We start from the raw sequence: 16,935 nt of genomic DNA on the forward strand, positions 1-16,935 counted from the left end.
GGCAATTACGGCCGGCCGTGCCGCCTCGGCGGAAGGCCCTGACGCATCTCGTGACAGCACGTCACGACGCCATGGCCGGAGCCGCCGGGGCGCGGTTCCAGCGCATCCGGGACCAGGGCAGAGCCAGCCGGCTCTGGTCGGGCACCTCTCGCGGGGCGAGGTCCTCGATCGGGATGGCCTCGCGGTGGCGGGCGTAGACGGTGTCGACGTAGCGGTGACCGGTGTCGGCGGCGATGAAGAGGACCGTTCGTTCGGGGGAACGGTCGCGTTCATGACGGGCGGCCAGATAGCCCGCGCCGGTCGACAGGCCCGCGAAGACCGCGTGTCGCCGCAGCAGGTCGACGCTTCCGGCCAGTGCGGCGTCGAACGAGATCCAGTGCAGGGTGTCGTACAGGTCGTGCGAGACGTTGCCGAAGGGGATGGAGCTGCCGATCCCGGCGATGATGATCTCCGGATCGGAGACGTGCTCCGCGCCGAAGGTGACGCTGCCGTACGGCTGGACGCCGGCCAGTTCGACGTCCGCCGGTCCCCCCTGGGTCGCGCGCAGGTAGCGGGCCAGGGCCCCTGTCGAGGCCCCTGATCCGACCCCGCCGACGACGGTCAGCCCGTCCGCTCCGGTCGCCTCCCGGATCCGGTCGGCGATCGCACGGTAGCCGAGGTAGTGGATGTCGTCGTGGTACTGCCGCATCCAGTGGTACTCGGGGTGTTCGGCGAGAATCTCGTGGATCCGCTCGACGCGCCGCTTCTGGTCGAGCTTGAGGTCGCTGCACGGTTCCATCTGCTCCAGCGTCGCTCCGAATACGGCGAGCTGGGTGCGCAGCGTGTGGTCCACGGTCGTCGAGCCGACGATGTGGCAGCGCATGCCGTGCCGGTGGCAGGCCAGGGCGAGGGCGTACGCGTAGATGCCGCTGGAGCTGTCCAGCAGGGTGTCCCCGCGGCGCACCGTCCCGGTGTCCAGCAGGTGGCGTACCGCGGCGAGGGCGGAGACCACCTTCATCGTCTCAAAGCGCAGGCAGACGAGTCGGTCGTCGAGACGTATCAGGTCCGGGCGGCCGATCGACTCCGCGATGTGCTGATCCATCCGGGAGCTCCTTGGTGGTGGTGAACGTCGTGAAGGTCCGGGTGGCGGGGATGGCGTGGGCGTCCAGGGCGCGCAGGCAGCCGCGGACGCGGTGTCGCAGGCCCGGCGCGGCCGGGTCGAACAGCACGCCCGCCACGGCGCCGCTGTGCGCGATCTGGACACCCGCCGCCCCGACCCGGCGGGCGATTCCGGTCAGTGCGTCGAACTCCGGGTGGCCGAGCACTCGCTGGCCGCGGCGGGCGCTGGCGGTGGCGACCTGGCCGAGCAGCCGTACGTCGCCGGTCGCCACCGCCCGGCGCAGCCGCGCGCGCATCCGCTCCCAGGCCCGTAGGTCGCTGTCGCCGGGTTCGCGTACGGGCAGGGACAGGGTGTCCACGGGCGCGCCCCCGCCGAGGGCGCAGCCCACCACGACCAGCGGCGGCAGGGCGGGGCCGAGGACCTCCAGGACCCGGCCCTCCCGCTGGGCGAACAGCACCGGGCGGCCGTCCAGCATCAGCGGGTCGCAGGCCGACTCCGCGCGCACGGCCAGCCGGGCGACCGTGCCGGGGGCCGGCCGCAACCCGTACGAGTCCGCGACCGCGCGCACGGTGGCGATCACATCGCTGGTGGAGCTGCCCATGCCCAGGCCCACCGGTACGTCACCGGTGAGCCGCAACTCCCCGCCGCAGGGCGGCCGGCCGGTCCGCTCCGCGCACTCCGCCACCGCGAGGGCCGCGGCGCGCGCGGCCTTCGTACGGTCGGCGGGTACGACGGTGAGCGCCTCGGGCGCCGTGCCGGGCCGGCGGACGAACTCGGCGCCGCTGCCCGGCCCGGCCATCGGCAGGGTGACCAGGCCCGCGCACCGGCGCCCTTCGTCGTCGGCGAAGACGCCCTGGAGGATCTCGCCGTGGTGGCAGGGGGCGTGCCCGGTGCCGGTGACCTCCCCACCGGCACCGGGTACGGCCGTACGGGCGGTGGGAATCACGCGCCGCCCACCGTGCGGTAGCGGTACAGGCCCGTCTCCTCGGCGCTGAACTGGGAGAAGGGGAAGGGTTCCGCGGACAGGGCGGTGACACCCGAGCCGAGGAAGGCGCGGGCGACGGCGCTGCCGGTCTGCGCGTAGACGATCAGCGGGATGTCCCGGGACCGGCAGCGCTCCAGGATGGTGTCGAACGAGCCGTTGCTCAGGGTCATCCCGGTGGCGACGACGGCCTCGGCACGGTCCAGCACCTCGTGCATGTCGTCGGTGACGGGGTCGCCCCACTGGGTGGCCTTGAGGTTGAGGTCGCAGGGCAGCGGCCGGCCGCCGCGCTCGCGTATCGCCGCGATCAGCGGGTTGACGACGCCGATGAGGCCGACCTTCGCGCCCTCCTCGATGTCCAGCAGGCCGGCGATGGCCGCGTCGCGGGCCTTCGCACGGACCTCCGGGGTACCGGCGGGCAGGGTGACGGGCTCGGCGTCGCCCGCCTCGGCGGCCGCGCGGTGGGGGCGGGTCTCGGAGAGGTAGGCGTCGAGGGCGGCGATCCGCAGCGGGCGCGGGGCCTCGCGCAGCAGGACGTCGAGCGGGGTGCCGGAGGAGTCGCGGCAGATCGACGGGTCGATCTCGCCGGCCTCGAAGGCACAGCCGCCGAAGGAGCCGCCGAGGCGGACCAGGACGTACTGGTTGAGGTAGGTGGTGTCGCCGCCGGCCAGGCGGGTGCCGTGGTGGATCCAGAACACGCTGGTCGCGACGAGTCCGGAGGGGAGCGGGCCGTGTTCGCCCGCGAGGACGGCTTCGACGAGCGCGTCGACGGTCGGGGTGGGGGTCGTCCGGGTCATGGGGTTCCTTTTCCTAGGGCTTACGGGGCGTCGAGCGGTCCGCGGTATGTGACCACGGGGTGCCCCAAGGCGTCGGTGGTGAGTTCGGCGTCCACCTCGAAGACCTCGGCGAGCCGCTCGGCGGTCAGGACCGCGGCGGGGGTGCCGGAGGCGATCAGGCGGCCGTGGTGCAGGAGCAGCAGCCGGTCGCAGTAGCGGGCGGCGAGCGACAGGTCGTGCAGCGCGACCAGGACCGTCTGCCCGGTACCGGTCAGCAGTCGCATCAGTTCCAGCTGGTGTTTCACGTCGAGGTGGTTGGTGGGCTCGTCGAGCAGGAGTCCGTACGGCTGCTGGGCCAGCGCGCGGGCGATGTGGGCGCGCTGCCGTTCGCCGCCCGACAGGGCCTTCCAGGAGCGGTCGGCGAGCGCGGTGAGTCCGACGCGTTCCAGCGCGGCGGCGACCACCGCCCGGTCGGTGGCGTCCGGTCCGCGCCAGCGGTCCCGGAACGGGGTCCGCCCCAGCCCGACGACGTCGGCGACCCGCAGATCGCTGTCCGCGCCCGAGTCCTGTTCGACGAAGGCGACACGGCGGGCGATCCGGCGGGCACTCCAGTCCCGTACGGGCTCGCCGTCGTAGCGGACCGTGCCCGTGTCGGGGGTCCGCAGGCCGGCCAGGCAGCGCAGCAGCGAGGACTTGCCCGAGCCGTTGGGGCCGAGCAGTCCGACCGTCTCGCCGGGGGCGATGTCCGCGCTGACGTCGCGTACGACCGGGGTGCCCGCCACCGACCAGCTCAGCTCTTCGGCGGTGATCCTCACAGTTCACCTCTCTTGCGCAGGACGAGGAGGAAGAGCGGCACGCCGAGCAGCGCGGTGAGCACGCCCACGGGGACCTCGCGGGGCGCGAAGGCGATCCGCGCCAGCGCGTCCGTCCACACCAGGAACACCGCGCCCGCGAGCGCCGCGTACGGCAGCAGCACCCGGTGCGGCGGCCCGACGAGGAACCGCACGCCGTGGGGGACGATCAGCCCGACGAAACCGATGGCGCCGACGGTGGCCACCGCCACCGCGGTCAGTGTGGCCGTGACCACGAGCAGCAGCATCCGTGTGCGCCGGACGCCGATCCCGAGGGACGCGGCGGTGTCGGTGCCGAACGCGAGCCCGTCGAGGGCGTTCGAGCGGAGCCACGCGGCCAGCAGCCCCAGCGGGGTGACGATCGCGCAGACCACGACGGTGTTCCAGCGTGCCGGCGCCATCGAGCCCAGCAGCCAGTGGGTGACGGCCCTCGTGGTGTCCGCGTCCGCCGAGGCCATCAGGACGAGCGAGGTCAGCGCGGTGAAGAGCTGGCCGACGACCACGCCGGTGAGGACGATACGGGCCGAGTCCAGACCGGTGCGCCGCAGCAGCGCCAGCAGCAGCCCGAAGGAGAGCAGCGCCCCGGCGAGCGCGCCGCCGGTGACCCCGAGCGCGCTCGCGCCCACGCCGAGGACGATCACGGCGACGGCTCCGGTGGAGGCGCCCGAGGAGACGCCGAGCAGGTAGGGGTCGGCGAGCGCGTTGCGGGTGACCGCCTGGAGCACCGTGCCGCACACGGCGAGCGAGGCGCCGACGAGGGCGGCCATCAGCACGCGCGGCAGCCGGAGGTCCCAGATGAGGGAGTCCACCAATGGGGGCAACGGCTCCACGTCCAGGCCGAGACGGGTGCCGAGGACGCGGGCGAGGTCGGTCCAGCCCACGTCGGCGGTGCCGATGCGTACGGCCGCCGTGACCGAGCCCGCCAGGGCGAGCGCGGCGAGGAGGAAGAGGACCGCCCGGGTCGCGGCGGACCGGCCGGACCGCGGGGTGGTGGCGGGGCCCTCCGTCACCACCCGCCCGCGGGCCGCCGGAAGCAGGAGGTCCACCGCCCCCGCCCGGGCTACCGGCTCAGCGGGCATAGCCGAGGTCCTTCATCCCCTTGGCCAGCAGTCCCAGGGCGTGCACCGAGCGCACGGACGGGTCCAGCTCGATGCCCGGCACCTCAAGGATCTTGTTGTCACGGACCGCCGCGAGCTTGGACACCACCGGGTGCCCGGTCATCGCGGCGCGCTTCTCGGCGGCGCTGTCGCCCGGCCGTCCGCGCTCGGACAGGTCGCCTATCACGATGAAGTCGGGGTCGCGCTCGGCGACTTCTTCCCAGGAGACCTCCGGCCAGTCCTCGTTCACGTCGTCGAAGGCGTTCTTCGCGCCGATGATCCGGCTCATCTCGCTGGGCAGGCCGCTCTTGCCCGCCACGTACGGCATGCCGTTGAAGACGGAGTAGAGGTAGACCACGGTGGGCCGGTCGTCGCCCCGGGGAACCTTGGCGGCGTTCTCCCCGGCCTCGGCGACCGCCGCGCGCTGGTCGGCGGCGAGTTTACGGGCCCGCTGCTCGGTGCCGAAGACCTTGCCCAGGTTCTCGTAGTCGGAGAAGAGCAGCTCGAAGGGGGTCTTGCCGGCCGGGTTCCGCTGCGGGCAGTCGACGGCGCTGACGAAGGTGGGGACCTTGAGGGAGGCCAGCTCCTCGCGGGTGCCGGCGCGGTCCTTGGTGTAGAGGTCCGTGGAGCCGGCGACGACGAAGTCGGGTCCGGCGGCGCGCAGTTGCTCGCCGGTGGCGATCTTCGGGGCGATGACCGGGACCTTGGCGTACGCGGCCTCGTACTGGGCGGGGATCTTCGTCTTGAGGTTGGCCGTTCCCGCCATCCGGTCCTGGAGCCCGAGTTCGAGCAGGGTCTCGGTCGAGGTCTGGTCCAGGGCGACGGCCCGCTTCGGGGGCCCCGCGACGGACACCTGGCGGCCGCAGCTGGTGACGGAGGCCGCCGGGGCGGAGGCCCGGGCGCCGGGCCCGGCGTCCGTCCTGGAGCCGTCGCCGGCTGCCGTGGAGCAGCCCGCGGTGGCGAGGGCGATGGTCAGGGCGATGCCGAGGCGGGCTGGGTGGCGCATGGGTTCTCCGGTCTGGGGGGGGAGGCGGGAGGAAGGCGTGGGTGTTGTCGTGCACCGGGCAGGAGTGCCGCGTTCGAAGGGTACTGTAATGGTATTCATTTTCATTAATGAATCCGGGTGCGGTCCGCCGCACCGCCACCCCACCCCCGAGGAGCAACCACACCGTGCCGACCACACCCGCGCCGACCGCGGCCAAGACCGATGCCCCGCCCCCGCGTTCGGTCCTCCGCGACACCGCGTTCCTGCGCCTGTGGGCGGGCACCACCGCCTCCGGCCTCGCGACCTGGGCCCTGCCCTTCGTCCTCGGACTCGCCGTCCTCCACCGCGACCTCGGCGCCGCCGGCCTCGGCCTGGTCCTCGCCGCACGCACCGCCGGCTTCCTCGTCGCCGTCGCCGTCGGCGGTGTGCTGGCCGACCGGCACTCCCGCCGCGCGGTCGTCCTCTGGTCGGCCCTCGCGGCCGCGGTCGCCGCGCCCCTCCTCGCCGCCGGCCTCGGCCGCTCGCTCGTGCTGATGGCGGCCGCCGCCGCCCTCGCGGGCGCCGGCCAGGGCGCCTGCCGTCCGGCGTTCCAGGCGCTCACCGCCGAGACCGTCGCCCCCGAGCGCCGCCAGCAGGCCAACGCCGCCATGACCATGGCGGTACGCAGCGCCACGCTCACCGGACCCGCCCTGACCGCGCTGCTCGCGGCCTTCCTCGACGTCCCGACGCTCCTGCTCGGCATCGGCCTGCTCTGGCTGGTCGCCGCGCTCGTCCCGGGCAGGGGGGACGCCACCGCGAACCCCGCCGCGGAGCCCGCCCCGCGCGCCGGCTTCCGCGCCGAATTCCTCGAGGGGATACGCGAGGCGCGCCGCCACCCCTGGTTCCTCGCCGGGCTCGCCGCCCTCGTCGCCGTCATCGCCCTCGGCTACTCCGCCACCAGCGTCGCCCTGCCCCTGATCAGCCGGGACCGCTACGACACCGAGTGGGTGCTGGCCGCGGCCATGACCGCGTACACCGTGGGCGCGCTCGGCGGGGCCCTGGTCATCGCCCGCCTACGGCCGCGCTCCCAGGGCTGGGCGGCCTTCGCCGGGCTGGCCGCGTACGGCGTCGCGCCGCTGAGCCTGGTGCTGCCCGTGCACCCGGTCGTGGTCGTCGCCGCGTACGCCGTCGCCGGGATCGGCATCGAGTTGTTCAACGTGCCCTGGTTCACGGCCACCCAGCGCGAGGTCGCCCCGGAGAAGCTGGCCCGCGTCTCCTCGCTGGACTTCCTGGTCTCCTACGGCCTGGCGCCGGTCGGCCTGGCCCTGATCGCCCCGGCCATCGACGCGTTCGGGGTCACCCCCGTCCTCGCCGTGTGCGCCGCCGCCTGCTTCCTCGTACCGGCCGCGGCGGCGCTGGTGCCCACCGCCCGCCACTTCGCGCGTACGGCCCCGGCGGCGACGGACTGACGCGGGGGGCACGGCGGGGCACGCGAGGGCCCCGCCGGGGCCCTCCCCAGGGCCAGGACCAGCGGTTTTCCTCATCTTGAGGCCCGAAGTCAGCACCGGACCACCGCGGGTCCCGGACCCCGTTACGAGCTCAGCCGGCCGCCTCCCATCGGTATCCAGGTCAGGCTCAGCGTGTCCTCGGACGTTCCGAGGAGGTGGACGCCGCCGCGCGCGACGAGGTCGTCGAGGCTCAGGTGCGGGCGGATGACGCCGACCTGTGTGGTGAGCGTGGTCGACACGGCCCCGTCGGCCAGTGCCGCCTCCAGCCGGAAGACCGTGGTGTCGTGCAGCGGCGGGGACTGCGGTACGCACCGCGAAGGCGCCGGCGCCCCGGGTACCCGGCCGGGCCAGAGTGATCTGCGGGGCCGCAGCGGCCTGCGCCGGGACCTGCCATGCTGAGCGGGTTCGATTCGACCCTCACACCTTGGAGGTCTTGATGCGCGCAGGCGTCGTTGTCGCCGCGGAGCCCGGTGTGGAGGACCTCGCCGCGCGGGCCGAGGAGTTGGGCCTGCACAGCTTCTGGGTCAACGACACCCCGATGGTCCACGGCGACCCCTTCGTCGCCTTGAGCCTGTGCGCGAAGGCCACCAGCCGTATCAGGCTCGGCATCGGCGTGACCTCACCGGCGCTGCGCTCGGCCCCGGCCGCCGCGAGCGGGCTCGCCAGCCTCAACGCCCTGGCACCGGGCCGGATCGTCTGCGCGGTCGGCACCGGAAACACCGCCCGGCGCACCCTGGGCATGCGGCCGACCACGGCGGCCAGGCTGGAGGACTTCACCGCCGCACTGCAGGACCTGTGCGCCGGACGTCCGACCGAGTACCGCGAAGGTGACCGGGTCCGCGACATCCGGTTCCTGCACGCCGGGGCGCACGTGAACACCACCGACCCGATCGAGTTCGTCGTGGCCGCGCTGCTCGGACCGAAGGCCGCCGCCGTCGCCGGCCGCCGTGGCACCGGCCTCATCTCCTTCGGACTGCTGGACCCCACCGCCTGGCACGCGATGCACGACACCCGCCGCCACGCCGCCCAGGGCACACCCCGCGACCCCGGCTCCCACACGGGCTCCTACGTGGTCACCGCGCTCCACCTGCTCGACGAGGACGAGGACCCCCACGGCGACGCGGCCCGGGACGCGACGGGCCACCTCGTCCTGTCACTGCTGGCCTTCGCCGCCGACACGGCCGCCGACACACCCGCCTTCGCCGAACAGCTCGGCCCCGAGGAACGCGAGGCGGTGCGGCGGCTCCTCGACCGGCGCGGCACCACCGCCACCGCGCCGGACCGGCACACCAAGCTCTACCCCAACTACCTCGGACGCATCGCACCGCAGGACCGGGACCTGGTCCTGCCCTCGCTGATGAACACCCTGGCCCTGGTCGGCACCCGCGACGACCTCCTCACCCGCATCACCACCCTGGAACAGGCCGGCGTCGACGAACTCCTCATCCAGCCGGTGATCGACCCACCCACCGAGATGGCCCGGCTCGCGAAACTCCTCACCTGAGCCGTCCACCTCGCCGGACTCCACGCCTCGCAGGCGGCTCCCTCTGGTCAGCACACTGAGCCGAAAGAACGGCCTAGCCGGGGAGTCGGAGGAGGAAGGCCGCGCCTCGACCGGTCGGCGTGGCGGTCAGGGTTCCTCGGTGGTGGTGAGTGATGTCCCGGGCGATGGCAAGACCGAGGCCGCTGCCGCCGGTGTCGCGGGTGCGTGCTTCGTCGAGGCGGGTGAAGCGCTCGAAGATGCGTTCACGGTCTGCTTCAGGGATGGGGTCGCCGTCGTTGTGCACCGTGCATTCCACCCATCCAGGCCGGGAGTCGAGAGTGACGGTGACCTGGGTGCGGGCGTGGCGGGCCGCGTTGTCGAGGAGGTTACGCAGCAGGCGGCGTAGCTGGTCGCGGTCGCCAGGGACGTCGAGGGGGGCGTCAGGAGCGTGGAGGGTGAGGTGGGGGGTGGCTCCGGGTCGGGTGTGAGGAATTTCGAGGAGGAGTTCTCGGACGAGGTCGGTGAGGTCTACCCGTGTCCTGGTCGCTGGTGGCGTGGGGGTGTTGTCGAGGCGGGCGAGGGTGAGGAGGTCCTCGACAAGGTGCTGCAGTCTGGTCGCGGCCTGAAGGGCGTTGGTAAGGGCGCCAGGCCGTCGGGGGTGGGTGAGGGCGACTTCGAGGGTGGCACGCAGGCCGGTGACGGGGCTGCGTAGTTCGTGGGCGGCATCCGCGATGAAACGGCGTTGCCGGTGGGCGTGGGCATCGAGGATGTCGAGGGTGTCGTTGGTGGTACGGGCCAGGCGGGTGATCTCGTCCTCGGCCGCGGGGACGGGGACGCGGGTGCCCGCGCCCGGCTGGTCGACGGTGGCCAGGCGGGTGCGGATGGCTTCGATGGGGCGCAGGGCGCGGGTGGTCGCCACCCAGGCGCTGAGGGCGACGATCAGAGCGGCCAGCGGGACCGCGCCGGCCAGGGCCGGGATGAGCGCGTCGGCCGCTTGGGCCGCCTCGGTCCGGGTGACGGCGACGTAGACGGTGTAACGGCCGGCGGGGGCTGCCGAGGGGCTGGGGACGTCGGGGGTGTGGATCTCGACGCTGGTGACGGCCATGTCCAGGGTCTGTCCGGCCAGGTCCTCGGCTTTGGAGAGGCAGTCGGTGACCGGCTGCCCGGACGTGGTGCGAGAGGGGTTCTGCCGGCAGGAAGAGGCCGGCGTGCCGAGGTGGACCGGCACGAAGGTCCCCCAACCGGGTCGCGCCGACGCGGGCGCGGGCGGGAGTGTTCTGACCGCGTCGGGGAACGCCTGGGGGAACCAGGATTCGAATGGACCACTCGGGCCGATGATCACCACGGGCCACAGGTCGATGATGTCGCTGGTGGCTTCCCGGTCCCTGGCCTGGATGCGGGCGAACTCCGCCGAGACCGCGCGGGACTGTGCCAACGCGCGGCCGCGGGCAGCGGTCATCTGTGTGGCGTAGACGTCGTGGTGCAGCCACCACGCGCCGGCGCCGGCGAGGACCAGGGCGGCAGCGCCCGCGGCACAAGCGGTACGGGCCCGGGTGGGCAGCCGCATCCACCACAGGAGCGTCCGGCCGGGAATCCGGAGCGCGGGGTCAGGCATGCGAGGCGTCCAGGCGGTAGCCGTGCCCCCGGACGGTCACGATGCTCCGGGTGCCGTACGGGTGGTCGATCTTGCGGCGCAGGAGGCTGATGTACACCTCGACGATGCTCGTCCCGCCCCGGTAGGCGATGTCCCATGCCTCACCGAGGATGGTCTCCTTCGACAGCACCCGGCCCGGCTCGCGCATCAGGACTTCCAGTACCGCGAACTCCTGGCCGGTGACCTCGATGCGCTCATCGCCACGCCCGCAGGTTCGCCCCTGCGCATCCAGCCACAGATCACCGGCGCGCAGCACGTCCTGCTGGTCCGAGCCCGCGGCGGTACGGGTACTGCGGCGGATCAGGGCCCGCAGGTGCGCGGTGAGGACGACCAGGGAGAACGGCTTCGTCAGATAGTCGTCCGCGCCGGTGTCCAGGCCATGGGCCTCGTCGAGCTCTTCGTCCATTGCCGTCAGCATCAGCACCGGGGTGTCGACACCCAGCGCTCTGAGCCGTGCGCATACGGCGAATCCGTTCAGCGACGGCAGCATGACGTCCAGGACGATGGCCGCGAACCCGCCCGTGCCACCGAGCTCCACCGCGGACAAGCCGTCCGCCGTGTGAGTGACGGTGTACCCCTCGGCTTCCAAGCCGTCCCGCACAGCGGTCGCGATCACCGGATCGTCCTCCACCACCAGAATGTCCACCACGCCAGCATGGCACCGCGAAGGCGCCCGCCCCGCAGCTCACACAGCAGGCTTCAGAAACGGTTAAGGATGACCTGCGCATAGTGATGTACCAGCGGTCCGGCCGGCCGATCAAGGTGATCAACGTATTCGGGAAAGGGCGCGGCCGGTCCCTCCCGCTGAGTGCGGATCGGTGCCCCGTATCCCGCATCGGGGAAGCACCTTCCGCCGGGCCGTTGAAGCCGAGCGAGGTACACGCATTTCGACGCCCTTTCATCGAAGACCCTTTGCACTACCGAAAGGCGTGCCGCCATATGCGCATTTCCTTCCTGCTCCACAACGCCTACGGCATCGGCGGCACGATCAGGTCGACGTTCAACCTGGCCGCGGCACTGGCGGAGCACAACGAAGTGGAGATCATCTCGGTGCTCCGCCACCGTGACGTGCCGGTCATGGGCGCACCCCCCAAGGTGCGCCTGACCCCGCTGGTCGACATGCGCACGGGCTCCGCGGACTACGACGGTGAGGATCCCCGCCACGCGCGGCCCGCCAGGGTCTTCCCCCGCGCCGACGGGCGGCACAAGCAGTACAGCAGCCTCACGGACGAACGTATCGGCCGGTACCTGTCCGGGCTGGATGCCCATGTGATCGTCGGGACCCGACCGGGACTGAACGTCCACATCGCCCGCCAAGCGCACGGTTCGGCCATCAGAGTGGGGCAGGAGCACCTGACCCTTTCGGGCCATGGCTTTCGTATGCGGCACGAGATACGCCACCGCTATCAGCTGCTGGACGCCCTCACCACCGTCACCGAGGCCGACGCGCGCGCCTACCGGCGGCTCGGCCTGCCGGGGGTGAGGGTGGAGGCGATACCGAACAGTGTCCCCGCCGCCCGCGTCGAACCGGCCGACGGCGCCGGCAAGGTGGTCGTGGCGGCAGGACGGCTCAATCCGGTGAAGCGATACGACCTGCTCATCCGGGCTTTCTCCGAGGTCGTCGCCGCCTACCCGGACTGGCAGCTGCGAATTTTCGGCGGTGGCGACGCCACCGGCAACGAAAAGGACAACCTGGCCGCCCTGATCGGTGAACTCGGGCTGAGCCGCAGCGTCCGGCTCATGGGTAGGGCCAATCCGATGGAAGCGGAGTGGGCGAAAGGTTCCATCGCCGCTTCCACCTCTGACCATGAATCGTTCGGCATGACCATCGTCGAGGCGATGCGCTGCGGTCTCCCCGTCGTCTCCACGGATTGTCCCGCCGGACCGCGCGAAATCATCAAGGACCGAGTCGACGGACGCCTCGTCCGCCCCGGTGACCCCGGCGACATCGCGGCCGCGCTACTCGAACTGGTGGGTAACGACAAGCTACGGCAGCGCATGGGCGAGGCGGCCCTGAAGAACTCGGCCCGCTTCGACCCGGCGCGTATAGCGGAGCGTCACCTGAGTCTCTACCAGGACCTGCTTCGTCTCGGCCCCGGACGACGCTCGCTCGGTCCCGTGGGGGAAATCGCACACCGAGCGCGTACCAGCACGATCGACACAGCACACGCCCTGCGCTCCACTGCCCGCGATGTGCTGAAGAGGCGCCGAGCGTCGGCGGGATGAGGGTCCATTCGTCGGCGCGGGCGGTTCGGACGGCCACGTCCGGCGCATGACGGACCCGCTACTGACCTTGCGGGCCGCGACGCGGCGCCCAGGCCGCCCGCAAGGTCAGTGACCGAGTGCCGGAGGGTGCTCGGCCGGACGGCGTCCCCAGGCCGAGATCAGCGGCGCGAGTGTCAGGTCGAGTCCGCCCGCGTGGAGGGCGGCCAGGTGCGCGTCGATCTCGGCGTCGTCGGCCAGGCCGGCCGCGAGCAGCTCGCCGCGCACGTGCCGGATGGTCGCCGCCTCCAGCCGGTCGCAGGCCGGCCCGCCGACCGGGAAAGAGCCCGCCGCGGCGACATCCACCAAGCCGGCCTCACGCAATGCCCGCGGCAGCGTCCGGCCGTAGCGCAGGTCCGCGCCGCGGCGCGCCAGCAGCTCCCGGACCGCGTCACGCAGCCGGTTGGCCCGCCGCTGCGCGGGGCCGCTGTCGTCCAGGCAGGCCAGTGGCTGCAGAGCGGTATCGGCGTCCTCGATCAGCAGCCGGCCGCCGGGCCGGAGCGCTGCCGCCATCGTGGCCAACGCCCGGGCCCGGTCGGGCACATGGACCAGCACGAGCCGGGCGTGCACCAGATCGAACGTCCCCGGCTCCGGGGGCGGATCAGCGGCGACGTCGTGCCGGCGCACCTCGTACCCGTCGCCTGTCTTCAGCCACGACGGGTCGATGTCCGTGGCCAGCACGTGCCCGGTCGGACCGACGGCCGCCGCGAGCGCCTCCGGGATACCGGGGCCACCGGCCCCCACTTCCCAGCAGCGCGAGCCGGCCCCGACCCCCAGCCGATCGAAGTGCCCGCGCGTCACACCGTCGAACAGCTCGGCCAGCCAGACGAATCGCTCACCGGCCTCGGCGCGCGCGTTGTCCAGCAGGTACCCGCGGGCGGGAGCGGACTCGCCACCGAGCGCGGCAGTCCCGCCGGTCGGATCCGGTCGGCCGACGACGTGCGGCGGGCGGGGCGAGGAGGTCATGACCACATGGTCAACCTCCCCGGGCCACCAGCGCCACGACGACGGGAGAGGGATGTCTCACACAGCCGGCGCACCAGGCGTGGGACAGCACGCTGACCGGACTGTCGGCTACGGCCGCGACCTCGTACCGAACGCCTTCGATCACGACGTAAAGCCGGGTCCGGCGGATCCGGCAGTTTCGTTTGGATCAGTCAGTCGTTGGGCTGGCTGTGCCGTTGACTGACGCGCAGTGGGCGCGGATCGAGCCGTTATTCCTGGACCGGGCTTCGCACGGAGCCGATAGCGACTCTCCGATGGGAGAACTGCCACCGTGCAAGTGACGTTTTCCGGAGAGCACACGATGCGCCCCCCAACTGCTCCTGCAGACACCCGCGATGGGTTCCCCGCCGGTGACCTCTCGGGGTTCCGGTCGCCTGTCACCCGCATACTGCTCGCCAGTGACGGTCTGACCACCGTCCTGCTCCAGGCGCTCACACAATCAGCCCTCACACCAGAGGTGGACGGCATCGAGATGGCGCCGGGGCAGCATGTGGAGGCGACCGCGCGCGGACTGCTGCGCCTGGCGACGGGCGATGTGTGCCTGGTGCGCCGTACCCGGTTGGTCAGCCGTACCGGTGAGGTGGTGTCGGTGAACATCGTGACGGCGCGGGCCGGGCAGGACGCACGGATCGATACGGCGATGCGGGATCGTACGCGCCCCATCGGGTTCGCGTTCGCCGCGGCGGGCTTGCCGATGAACCGCCAGATCAGCCGAGTCGGCCTGACAAGCTGGCCTCAGGACCCGGACATGCCTTGTGCCTTCAAGGCATACACCCTGAACGCCGACGACAGGCCGTGGACGTATATCCGCGAACTGTTCAGTCCTCGGATCGTTCCACCCGGGATGCGGACCGAGGCGGCGGCAGCCGGGGAGCGTGCTTGAGATGTTCCGTGACGCTCTGATCAACGCCCTCGCCGCGGACGGCGCCCGCGTCGCCGTCCTCGACGAGACCGCGGCCTACTCCTACGCCGAGTTGGATGCCTGGTCCTCCTCGCTGGCTGACACGCTCCGCCCACTGGTGCGGACCCCGGAGGACTGCGCCGCGCTCCTCCTGCCCAACGGTGGTTCCTGGCTCGCCGCGTACCTCGCCGCCCACAAGGCGGGCACGGCGGTGGCACCGATGAACGCCGTGCTCACCGAGCACGAGATCGTCCGCGTGCTGGAGCACGTCCGCCCCCGGGCGCTGCTGACCGGCCCGGAACGGTCGGATGACATCAAGGAACTGTGCGCCGGGCGACGGCTGTGTGTGGACGTGATCGTGGTGGCGCCGGGAAGGCATGTCGTACGCGGTCCACGCGGAGCGGCAGGGACCGCGAAGACGCGGGCGGACACCCCTTGCATGATCATGCATACATCGGGATCGACGGGCGTCTGCCGTCCCGTGGTCCAGACGGAACGGGCACTCCACCTCGCGGCCGGCTTCTGGCGCGGCCGGCACCGCGATCCCGATGATGTGGTGGCCGTCCCCATTCCCCTCGCGCACACGTACGGCCATCTCGCGGCGATCTCCACACTGCTGGCCGGGGCGACGCTGCTGACCTCCTCCCGCGCCTTCGAGCCGGCCTGGTGGCTGGAGCAGCTGGTCGCTCGCGACGTCACCGTCATCGAGGCGGTGCCGACCGTCTACCGCGGGCTGCTGGAGACCGCCGGTCGGCGGTGGCGGCCGGCCGCTTTGCGGCGCTGCCTGAGTGCGGGGCAGCAGACGCCCGCCGATCTGCGCCGCGACTGGCACCGGCGCACCGGCGTGGAGTTGCTGCAGAGCTGGGGGATGACCGAACTCACCGGCGCGGGGCTGAGCCCCACCGCTGATTCCTGCCGGGACAGCGCCGGCATCCCGGTGCCGGGCCTGGAAGTCCGCGTCATCGACCCCCAGGCCCCCGGACGCCCCGTGCCGGCCGGTACGGTCGGCGAACTGTGGGTGCGGGGCTCCCAGGTCACCCCCGGCTACCGTACGAGCTCCGGACAGCTGGCCTCCGTCACCGACGACGACGGCTGGCTGCGCACCGGCGATCTGGTGGTCCGCGACGCGCACGAGTGCGTCCGCGTCGTCGGACGGTCCAAGGACACCATCATGACCGGCGGGTACAGTGTGCAGCCCGCCGAGATCGAGGACGCACTGCGCACTCATCCCGGGGTCGAGGACGCCGCCGTGATCGCCCGTGCCGACCGCCGGCGTGGCGAAGCCCCCCACGCCGTGGTCGTTCCCCGGCACCACAGCCGACCGGACGCCGAGGAACTGCTCAGCCACTGCCGCGGCCTGCTCGCCCGGTACAAGGTGCCCCGCTCCATCGACTTCGCCGAGCGGCTGCCCCTTTCGGCCACCGGAAAACTCGACCGTGCCGCACTGCGCGGCCGCTACGGCGCACCCGAGCGGGAGGACACGCCCCATGTCGTCGGATGACGGGACCTATGAGAGTGTCGCCGGTGATCCGCCTGTTGCCGTGATCACCGGTGCCACCGGCGGACTCGGTGCGGCCATCGCCGCCGCCTGTGCCGAACGGGGATTCCGGCTGGCTCTTGTCGCGCGCACCCGCTCGGCGCTCGAACACCTCGCTGCGGCGCTGCCCGCGCAGCCCGGCGGTCCGGCCTCGACGGTGTGCGCCGATGTCAGTGACATGGCGGCCGCTGCCACCGCCATGCAGAAGATCTATGCCGACTTCGGCCGCATCGATGTCCTCATCGACAACGCCGGTGTGGAAGGCCCGATCGGCCTCACCTGGGAGATCCCCGTCGAACAATGGTGGGAGGCGGTGCGCGTCAACACGCTGAGCACCGTCGCCACCGTGCACGCCGTGATTCCGCTGATGGCCCGTCATGGCGGTGGCCGCGTCATCAGCATCAGCAGCGCTGCGGGACGGCGCCGCTGGCCCACCTTGTCCTCCTACTCCGTCGCCAAGGCCGCCGGCATCATGTTCATCGAGAACATCGCCAGCGAATCCCGTCCCTACGGAGTCCTGGCCTTCAGTCTGCATCCCGGGATCGTGACGACCGGACTCACCACGAGCGCACTGGGCGAGACCGACTCCACCGACCCCTGGCGCCGACGCCGCGCCCTCTGGCTCCGCGAACAGATCGAAGCAGGGCGGAGCGTTCCACTCCCCCGAGCGGTCAGCGCCGTCCTCGAACTGGCCACGGGTCCAGCGGCAGACCTGTCCGGCCGCTACCTGACTGTCGAGGACATCGCCTTGTCTCGGTAGCCGGCTTCAGGGGGTGCCGCAGCGGAGAAACGGGGCTGCCATAGCCGTCGTCGCTA

16 protein-coding genes are annotated in these 16,935 nt (G+C 72.3%); 6 read left to right on the top strand and 10 right to left on the bottom strand.

Features of this window, described 5'->3' with window-relative positions:
- Positions 1–61 precede the first annotated feature (61 nt).
- The 6 genes from AF335_RS21255 to AF335_RS21280 are packed head-to-tail and all read right to left on the bottom strand — an operon-like array spanning position 62 to position 5,811.
- Positions 62–1,081: a pyridoxal-phosphate dependent enzyme gene (locus tag AF335_RS21255; RefSeq protein ID WP_102920010.1), complete on the bottom strand. Its 1,020-nt coding sequence runs from the start codon at positions 1,079–1,081 to the stop codon at positions 62–64.
- The gene (locus AF335_RS21260) at positions 1,002–2,045 is read right to left on the bottom strand and encodes a GHMP family kinase ATP-binding protein (RefSeq protein WP_102920011.1); all 1,044 of its coding nucleotides are present in this window, start codon (positions 2,043–2,045) and stop codon (positions 1,002–1,004) included. Before AF335_RS21260 ends, AF335_RS21255 begins: the two co-directional genes overlap by 80 nt.
- Positions 2,042–2,878 carry a Rossmann-like domain-containing protein gene (locus AF335_RS21265; RefSeq protein ID WP_102920012.1) on the bottom strand — a complete coding sequence of 279 codons (837 nt, stop codon included), beginning with the start codon at positions 2,876–2,878 and terminating at the stop codon, positions 2,042–2,044. The genes AF335_RS21260 and AF335_RS21265 overlap by 4 nt, the downstream gene beginning before the upstream one ends.
- Positions 2,879–2,898: 20 nt before the next feature.
- Positions 2,899–3,672 (bottom strand): ABC transporter ATP-binding protein, encoded by a 774-nt coding sequence (locus tag AF335_RS21270; protein ID WP_102920013.1) that lies wholly within the window; start codon positions 3,670–3,672, stop codon positions 2,899–2,901.
- Entirely contained in the window at positions 3,669–4,787 is a 1,119-nt protein-coding gene (locus AF335_RS21275) for a FecCD family ABC transporter permease (protein ID WP_102920014.1), read from the bottom strand. The genes AF335_RS21270 and AF335_RS21275 overlap by 4 nt, the downstream gene beginning before the upstream one ends.
- On the bottom strand, positions 4,777–5,811 hold the full coding sequence (locus tag AF335_RS21280) for an ABC transporter substrate-binding protein (RefSeq protein WP_102920015.1): 1,035 nt from the start codon (positions 5,809–5,811) through the stop codon (positions 4,777–4,779). The genes AF335_RS21275 and AF335_RS21280 overlap by 11 nt, the downstream gene beginning before the upstream one ends.
- Before the next feature lie 164 nt (positions 5,812–5,975).
- Between AF335_RS21280 and AF335_RS21285 the strand changes: the two genes are divergently transcribed.
- Complete coding sequence (locus AF335_RS21285; RefSeq protein ID WP_102920016.1) at positions 5,976–7,238, top strand: MFS transporter; 1,263 nt, start codon at positions 5,976–5,978, stop codon at positions 7,236–7,238.
- A gap of 122 nt (positions 7,239–7,360) precedes the next feature.
- Here AF335_RS21285 and AF335_RS34765 read toward each other — a convergent pair whose 3' ends face one another.
- Positions 7,361–7,516: a hypothetical protein gene (locus AF335_RS34765; protein ID WP_170127768.1), complete on the bottom strand. Its 156-nt coding sequence runs from the start codon at positions 7,514–7,516 to the stop codon at positions 7,361–7,363.
- 197 nt (positions 7,517–7,713) lie between these two features.
- Here AF335_RS34765 and AF335_RS21290 point away from each other — a divergent pair, with 197 nt between their 5' ends.
- Positions 7,714–8,781 (top strand): LLM class flavin-dependent oxidoreductase, encoded by a 1,068-nt coding sequence (locus AF335_RS21290; protein ID WP_102920017.1) that lies wholly within the window; start codon positions 7,714–7,716, stop codon positions 8,779–8,781.
- Positions 8,782–8,854: 73 nt separating this feature from the next.
- Here AF335_RS21290 and AF335_RS21295 read toward each other — a convergent pair whose 3' ends face one another.
- Both AF335_RS21295 and AF335_RS21300 read right to left on the bottom strand, forming a co-directional pair.
- Positions 8,855–10,375 carry a sensor histidine kinase gene (locus AF335_RS21295; protein WP_102920018.1) on the bottom strand — a complete coding sequence of 507 codons (1,521 nt, stop codon included), beginning with the start codon at positions 10,373–10,375 and terminating at the stop codon, positions 8,855–8,857.
- Positions 10,368–11,060: a response regulator transcription factor gene (locus AF335_RS21300; protein WP_102920125.1), complete on the bottom strand. Its 693-nt coding sequence runs from the start codon at positions 11,058–11,060 to the stop codon at positions 10,368–10,370. Before AF335_RS21300 ends, AF335_RS21295 begins: the two co-directional genes overlap by 8 nt.
- A 293-nt stretch (positions 11,061–11,353) precedes the next feature.
- Between AF335_RS21300 and AF335_RS21305 the strand changes: the two genes are divergently transcribed.
- A complete protein-coding gene (locus AF335_RS21305; protein ID WP_102920019.1) occupies positions 11,354–12,640 on the top strand; it encodes a glycosyltransferase family 4 protein in 1,287 nt (428 codons plus the stop codon).
- A gap of 105 nt (positions 12,641–12,745) precedes the next feature.
- On the opposite strand, the gene AF335_RS21310 is transcribed toward AF335_RS21305, so the two are convergent.
- Positions 12,746–13,642: a methyltransferase domain-containing protein gene (locus tag AF335_RS21310; protein ID WP_102920126.1), complete on the bottom strand. Its 897-nt coding sequence runs from the start codon at positions 13,640–13,642 to the stop codon at positions 12,746–12,748.
- Positions 13,643–13,982: 340 nt separating this feature from the next.
- On the opposite strand from AF335_RS21310, the gene AF335_RS21315 reads away from it, so the two are divergent.
- The 3 genes from AF335_RS21315 to AF335_RS21325 are packed head-to-tail and all read left to right on the top strand — an operon-like array spanning position 13,983 to position 16,879.
- Positions 13,983–14,564, top strand: coding sequence for a chorismate pyruvate-lyase family protein (locus AF335_RS21315; protein WP_102920020.1), 582 nt, complete (start codon positions 13,983–13,985; stop codon positions 14,562–14,564).
- A 1-nt stretch (position 14,565) separates the two neighbouring features.
- Positions 14,566–16,083, top strand: coding sequence for a class I adenylate-forming enzyme family protein (locus AF335_RS21320; RefSeq protein ID WP_102920021.1), 1,518 nt, complete (start codon positions 14,566–14,568; stop codon positions 16,081–16,083).
- Positions 16,070–16,879 (top strand): SDR family NAD(P)-dependent oxidoreductase, encoded by an 810-nt coding sequence (locus AF335_RS21325; RefSeq protein WP_102920022.1) that lies wholly within the window; start codon positions 16,070–16,072, stop codon positions 16,877–16,879. The genes AF335_RS21320 and AF335_RS21325 overlap by 14 nt, the downstream gene beginning before the upstream one ends.
- The last annotated feature ends 56 nt before the right edge of the window (positions 16,880–16,935 follow it).

It is taken from the genome of Streptomyces eurocidicus, assembly GCF_002891295.1.
Taxonomy (GTDB): domain Bacteria; phylum Actinomycetota; class Actinomycetes; order Streptomycetales; family Streptomycetaceae; genus Streptomyces; species Streptomyces eurocidicus.